Below are 6,386 nucleotides of genomic sequence, written 5' to 3'. Positions count from 1 at the left end.
CCAGCCGCGGCGGCGGCGGCTCCAGCGACGCCAGGGCGTGCTCCAGATAGGCGGCGGCCTCCCGTTCCAGACCCTGCGCCGCGGCATCGCCGGGGTGGAGCGCCGCCGCCGCCGCGGCGATCTTCGCGCGGATGGCCGCCCGCGCCGACAGGAACAGGGGCAGCAGGGCAAGGGCGGCGTAATCCTCCGTCGCATCCAGGCTGCGGTTCAGAAGCGCGTTGCCGAGCGGGCGGAGCCCCCGCCGCTCCAGATCCATCAGCAGGAAGGCGAGGTCGTAGGCGACGTCCACGACGGCCAGACGCTCGTCGAACTCGATGCCGTCGAACAGCACCGGCTTGCCGTCCAGAACCACGATGTTGCGCAGATGCAGGTCGCCGTGGCCGTGCCGGACGAAGCCGCCGCGCCGCCGCTCCTCCAGCAGCGGGGTCAGGCGCGCCAGCGCGTCCGCCGAGGCCGCGGCCAGCCGCTCGACCCGCTCCGGCGGGAACAGGGACGGGCTGGCGCGCAGTTCGGCGACGCTGCCCTCCACCACCTCCCGCATTGCCGCGGCCCCGCCGCCGTCCGGACGCGGTTCGGCCTTGCGGTGAAAGGCGGTCACGGCGTCGGCCAGATCGCGGATCAGGCCATCGGTCAGGCCGCCCCGCTCCGCCATGCGGTCCATCAGGGCGTCCTGCGGAAAGCGGCGCATGACGACCAGCCAGTCCAGCGCCGTCCCGCCCTCGCCATCCTCCCCACCGAAGGCGAGCGCACCGCCCGCCCGGCGCACCACCGACTCCAGGCCGAGATAGAGGGACGGCGCGGTGCGCCGGTTCAGCCGCAACTCCTCCACGCAGGCCGCGCGGCGCCGCGCGGCGGTCGAGTAGTCCAGGTAGGGATAGCGCACCGCGCGCTTCAGCTTGTAGGCCCGGTCGCCGGCCAGGAAGACGATGGCGGCGTGGGTTTCGACACGCTCCACCGCCGCTCCGCCGTGGCTCGCCGGGTCGGCGAGGAAGGCGGCCACCACCGTCGTCGGGGACGGCGTCGGATCGGGAGCGGCGTGCTGCATGGCGGGAATCTAGCACGCCCCGCCGCCCCCGGAGAGCCCCGCCATCCGCCTATGCCGCCGCAAACAGGGCAGCCCTCCCACCATTGACGCGGGAGGCGAGGCGCACGACATCTTGGAGTAGCACCGTTACGCGCTTGCCCGGGGGTGCGGTGCTACGCGTAATGCCACAACCGTCCCGGGATCGGACGCGGTAGACTGGGACAGCCGGAGTAGGACGGTCAACGAACGATCGGGAGCAGGCCGCCGTGCGTCATGGGACCTCGTGCCTCTGTCTGGTGGTTGCCGCCGCGGGCATCGCGCTCTCCGCTCCCGCCGCCGCGCAAACCCCGTCCACGTCCGACGGCCGGATCGGCAACTGGACCGTCGGCGGCCTCGCCTACGGCATGGGCGAGCCGCCGGAAACCAAGGTTTCGGACCTGCACAACAAGATCCGCATCGGCTCCTCCCTGCTGCCCAAGCTGGACGGCTACGCGGAGGTGCGCCCCTGGGTGTCGCTCGGCCCCAGCGCGCCGGACGGCAGCCTCTACGGCATGGGCGGCATCCTGATCGACGTGCCGCTGGGCTCCTCCTTCGTCTTCACGCCCAGCGTCGGCGCCGGGACCCTGCCGGTCGCCCCGCGCGATCCCACGGCGGCCGGCAGCGTGGTGGAATTCCGGTCCCAGCTCGAACTCGGGTACCAATTCGAGAACAAGGCCCGCTTCAGCCTGGGCTACAGCCGCATCGACACCAGCGGAGCGGCGGCGGACGCCGCGGCGCCGGCCAACAACGTGTTCGGATTCTATTACCGCATGCCGTTCGGGGCATTGACCGGACGGTGAAGGCCCGCCGGTTCTTTTGCAATGCAGCATAGCCGCCCGCGAATCATCTTCGATGTTTCCTGACGCAGGGGCTGCGCAAAAGGGCTGGAAATACTCGTCTTAACCACTTGTTAATGACGGCTGGTTTTATTGGCCTCGGGGACTAACGACGGGGATTCGATCATGGCCAAGCGCAAGACCGCCACCGCAAAGACCGCCGAAACCACACCGTCGCCCGAGGCCGCCGAGGCGCTCGCCACCGACACCGGGGCGGAGATCGTCCTGAACACCAATTTCGTGGCCATCGAACAGGACGCGGTCGCCCTGCTGCACGCCGCCAGCCTGCTGGTCGAGGCCGACACGCCGGAGAAGGCGAACTTCGCGCTGGACCACAACCTGCGCCTCTGGGTCGCCATCAAGACGGTGCTCCAGAACGAGGAGAACACGCTGGACCCGGAGGTGAAGGCCAATCTGCGCAACCTCGCGCAGTACGTCACCCTCACCACCATGGAAGCCACCCAGGGCTCCATCGAGGCGCGCAAGCTGGTGTCGCTGTCGCGCATCAACATGCACATCGCGGAGGGCCTGCTGCACGGCCAGAAGGGCCGCATGGTGCAGGAGCGCGCCTATGAGATCTGGGAGCGCGAGGGCCGTCCGGACGGGCGCGAAATGGACCATTGGCTGCGGGCCGAGGCCGAGATCGCCGAGCTGCTGAAGGACCGCTGACAGGTTCGGCGCCAGGCCGCCCGGATTCGGACCGCAATCCGGCCATTCCGCCAGGACATGACCACCCGCGTCGCGGCAACGTGACGCGGGTTGTTTCGCTTGATAGCATCCGGGCGTGACTGCGCCCTCCCTCTCCCCCGCTCCCGCCCGTCCCGCGACGCCCCGCCACACCCGCGTGGAGAACATCCCCCTCGGCATCGCCATGATGCTGGGGTCGGTGCTGTTGTTCTCCATGATGAACGTGCTGGTGAAGCTGCTGTCGGAGACCTACCCGGTCATCGAGGTGACCTTCTTCCGCAACGCGGTGGCGCTGGTCCCGGTGGCGGCGGTCATCTCGCTTCAGGGCGGGTGGATCGCCAGCCTGCGCACCGAACGCCCGTTGGGCCATGTCTGGCGCTCGGTCGTCGGGCTGACCGCGATGTCGCTGACCTTCTGGTCCTTCAGTCTGCTGCCGCTGGGCGACGCGGTGGCGCTGAACTTCTCGGCGCCGCTGTTCCTGACCGCCCTGTCGGTGCCGCTGCTGGGCGAGAAAGTGGGCATCCACCGCTGGAGCGCGGTGCTGGTCGGATTCGTCGGCGTCCTGATCATGGTCCGCCCGTCGGGCGAGATGCTGACGCATCTGGGTGCGCTGGTGGCGCTCGGCGCCGCCTTCTGCCAGTCCTTCGCGATGGTGGCGATCCGGCAGCTCAGCAAGACGGAGCACGCCAACACCATCGTCTTCTACTTCACGGCGATCACCACCCTGATCCTGGCGCTGGTCATGCCCTTCGTGTGGGTCACCCCGCACAGCCTGACCGACCTCGCCCTGCTGTCGGCCACCGGCATCCTGGGCGGCGGCGCGCAGCTTTTCCTGACGCGCGCCTATTCGCTGGCCCCGGCGGCGGTGGTGGCGCCGTTCAACTACGCCTCGCTGCTGTGGGCCGTGCTGTTCGGCTGGCTGCTGTGGAGCGAGGTGCCGACCCTGCACATGGCGCTGGGCGCCGCCGTGGTGGCGACGAGCGGCCTCTACATTCTGCACCGCGAAACCCGCCGCCGCCTTCCCCCCACCCCGCCCGCGGCGGGCGGCGGCGGCGACTGACCGCCCTATCGCCTATTCCGCCGGCTGAAGGGACCGTTCCATGGCCCCGGCGAGCTGACGCGGGGTCACCGGCTTGTGCATCAGGCCGAAGCCGTGGCGCACGGCGTCGCGCTGGCATTCCGGTCCGGTCTCGCCGGTCACGATGATGGCCGGGATGTCGGCGTCGAACAGACGGCGGATGTCCAGGATGGCGTCGGTGCCGACCTTGCCCTCGCGCAGGCGGTAATCGGCGATGATGATGTCCGGCTTGCGGTTGACCGTGCGCAGCTTGTCCACCGCCTGCTCGCCCGAGCCGGCGATCAGCACCTCGTACCCCCATTCGCGCAGGATGGCCTGAAGACCGAGCAGCACGATGGCGTCGTCGTCGACGACCATGGCCAGCCGCTCCGCCCCCTCGCCCGCGGCAACGGCCGCTGCGGGGCCGAGCGCCGCCTGGAGCGGTTCCGCGGGCCGCGACGTTTCGCCCAGCGGCACCTCGATGGTGAAGACCGAGCCTTCGCCGGGCGTGGAACGCACGGTGACCGGATGGTCGAGAAGCTGCCCGATGCGCTGCACGATGGCGAGCCCCAGCCCCAGCCCCTGGCTGCGGTCGCGCTCCGGGTTGCCGACCTGGTGGAACTCCTCGAAGATGCGCGGCAGATGCTCGCCCGGAATGCCGATTCCGGTGTCGGTCACCACGATGCGCATGCGCCCGCCCGCGGTGACGCAGGTGATGGAGATGCCGCCCTGTTCCGTGTAACGGATGGCGTTCTCCACGAGGTTGCGGATCATCCGGCCCAGCAGCACCCGGTCGGAGCGGATGTTGTGCGGGCACCCCTCCATCGTCCAGTCCAGCCCCTTGCCGCGGGCCGCCGGGGCGTAGCCCGCCGCGATGTGGTCGAGCAACAGCGCCACGGGGAAATCCTCCAGCGTCGGCTTGACCACCCCGGCGTCCAGGCGCGACACGTCGAGCAGGCTGTCCAGCAGCCCCTTCAGGGCGTCGAGCCCGTTTTCCAGGTGACGCAGCGCCCTCATCCCCTTCTCGCCCTGGACATGGCCGTGCAGCGCGCCGGAGAACAGGAACAGCGACTGCATCGGCTGGCGCAGGTCGTGGCTGGCCGAGGCGAGGAACTTCGACTTGGACAGGGCCGCCCGCTCCGCCTCCTCCTTGGCGCGGCGCAGGGCGTCCTCCGCCTCCAGCCGGTCGGTCACGTCGGTGTTGGTGCCGAACCACAGCACGATGGCGCCGTCGCAATCGCGCACCGGCAGCGCCCGCGACAGGAACCAGCGGAAGGCGCCGTCCCGCCCGGCCATGGGGAAGGTGTCCTCCCACGGCTCCCCCGTGCCGAAGGAGCGCTGAAGGCTCGCCGTCACGCGCTCCGCATGGTCGGGGGGCAGGATGCCGGCCCACAGGGGTCCCGCCGGCGTGTCGGCGCTCTCCATCCCCGTGTAGTCATGCCAGCGGCGATTGTACCAGAAGATGCGCCCGTCCGGGCGGGCCATCCAGGCGAGCTGCGGGATGGAGTCCGCCAGCGTGCGGAAGCGCAGCCCAACCTCCTCCGCCTCCTCCTTCGCCGCCTGCATGGCGTCGCGCGCCTCGAAGATGTCGGTGATGTCGGTGGAGGTGCCGAACCAGCGCTCCTCCCCGCTCTCCGGGTCGGTGATCGGCAGGGCGCGCTGTTTGAACCAGCGGTAGGTGCCGTCGGCGCCGCGGATGCGCGCTTCGGTGTCGTAGACCGTCCGCTGTTCGACCGTCTGCATCCAGACCGCGAGGAGGCGCTCCCGGTCACCGGGGTGAATGGCTTCGGCCCAGCCGTAGCCGCGGGCCGTCTCCTCCATCTGGCCGGTGTAGGACAGCCATTGCCGGCTGAGGAAGTCGCAGCAGCCGTCCGCCCGGCAGGTCCAGACCATCTGGGGCAGCGCCTCCAGAAGCGTGCGGTAGCGTTGCTCGCTGGCCCGCAGCGCCGCCTCCGCCGCGCGGTGGGCGGACACGTCGCGGAAATAGATGGACAGGCCGCCGCCCGCCTGCGGGTAGACATTGAACATCGTCCAGCGCTCGAAGATGCCGGACAGCGCCTCGAACTCCCGCGGCTGCTGGTCGGCCATGGCGGCCTCGAAAGCCCGGATGACCGTGTTGCCCGCCACATGGGGGAACATGTCCAGCAGGCTGTGACCGATCATCTCCTCCCGCGGGCGCCCGAACATCTCCTGGGCGCGCTTGTTCACGTAAGTGATCCGCCAGTCGCGGTCGATGGCGTAGAAGGCGTCGCCGATGCTCTCCAGGATCTGGTTCGCCTGTTCGACGGCGCGTTCCAGCGCCCGTTCGGCGAGAAGGCGTTTGCTGATGTCCTGGAAATAGACGGCCAGCCCCGCCGCCGACGGGAAGACCCGCAGGAACAGCCAGACACCGAGCGGCGCGAAGTAAGCCTCGAACTCGTCCGGACGCCTGTCCTTCATGGCGGTGTGCAGGCGGTCCCAGAGCACCGTCCCCATGGCGTCGGGAAAGATGTCCCACAGACGGTAGCCGGTCAGGTCGCTCCGGCCGCCCATCAGGCCGCGCGCCCGCCCGTTCATGAAGACGATCCGCCAGGACCGGTCGAGTTCGTAGACGCCGTCCGTCGTGCTTTCCAGGATGGCGTGGGACCGCCGGTCGGCCTCCGCCGCCGCTTCCGCCACCCGGGCGCGCCGCTCCGCCTCCTCCCGCCGGGCGTGGGAGCGGGCCAGGACCCAGGCGAGCAGGGCCGCCACCGCCAGCGCGCCG

5 protein-coding genes are annotated in these 6,386 nt (G+C 70.3%); 3 read left to right on the top strand and 2 right to left on the bottom strand.

The genetic code is table 11. The annotated features are described in order from the left end of the window. Positions 1-1,045: phosphotransferase (locus QSG27_RS27025; protein ID WP_306711680.1), on the bottom strand; the 1,045-nt coding region annotated here is incomplete at its 3' end. A 245-nt stretch (positions 1,046-1,290) separates the two neighbouring features. Between QSG27_RS27025 and QSG27_RS27020 the strand changes: the two genes are divergently transcribed. The 3 genes from QSG27_RS27020 (at position 1,291) to QSG27_RS27010 (ending at position 3,646) form a co-directional block, all read left to right on the top strand. Beyond that, a complete protein-coding gene (locus QSG27_RS27020; RefSeq protein WP_306711678.1) occupies positions 1,291-1,863 on the top strand; it encodes an acyloxyacyl hydrolase in 573 nt (190 codons plus the stop codon). 162 nt (positions 1,864-2,025) lie between these two features. Beyond that, positions 2,026-2,568, top strand: coding sequence for a DUF2934 domain-containing protein (locus tag QSG27_RS27015; RefSeq protein WP_306711676.1), 543 nt, complete (start codon positions 2,026-2,028; stop codon positions 2,566-2,568). Between the two features lie 115 nt (positions 2,569-2,683). Further along, positions 2,684-3,646 (top strand): DMT family transporter, encoded by a 963-nt coding sequence (locus tag QSG27_RS27010; RefSeq protein WP_306711675.1) that lies wholly within the window; start codon positions 2,684-2,686, stop codon positions 3,644-3,646. Positions 3,647-3,658: 12 nt separating this feature from the next. Here QSG27_RS27010 and QSG27_RS27005 read toward each other — a convergent pair. After that, on the bottom strand, positions 3,659-6,386 hold a 2,728-nt coding region (locus tag QSG27_RS27005; protein WP_306711673.1), incomplete at its 5' end, for a hybrid sensor histidine kinase/response regulator.

This window comes from Azospirillum isscasi (assembly GCF_030849505.1).
In the GTDB taxonomy this organism is placed as follows: Bacteria; Pseudomonadota; Alphaproteobacteria; order Azospirillales; family Azospirillaceae; genus Azospirillum; species Azospirillum isscasi.
The sequence above is the reverse complement of the archived record's forward strand: the minus strand, read 5'-3'. Positions and strand labels throughout refer to the sequence as shown.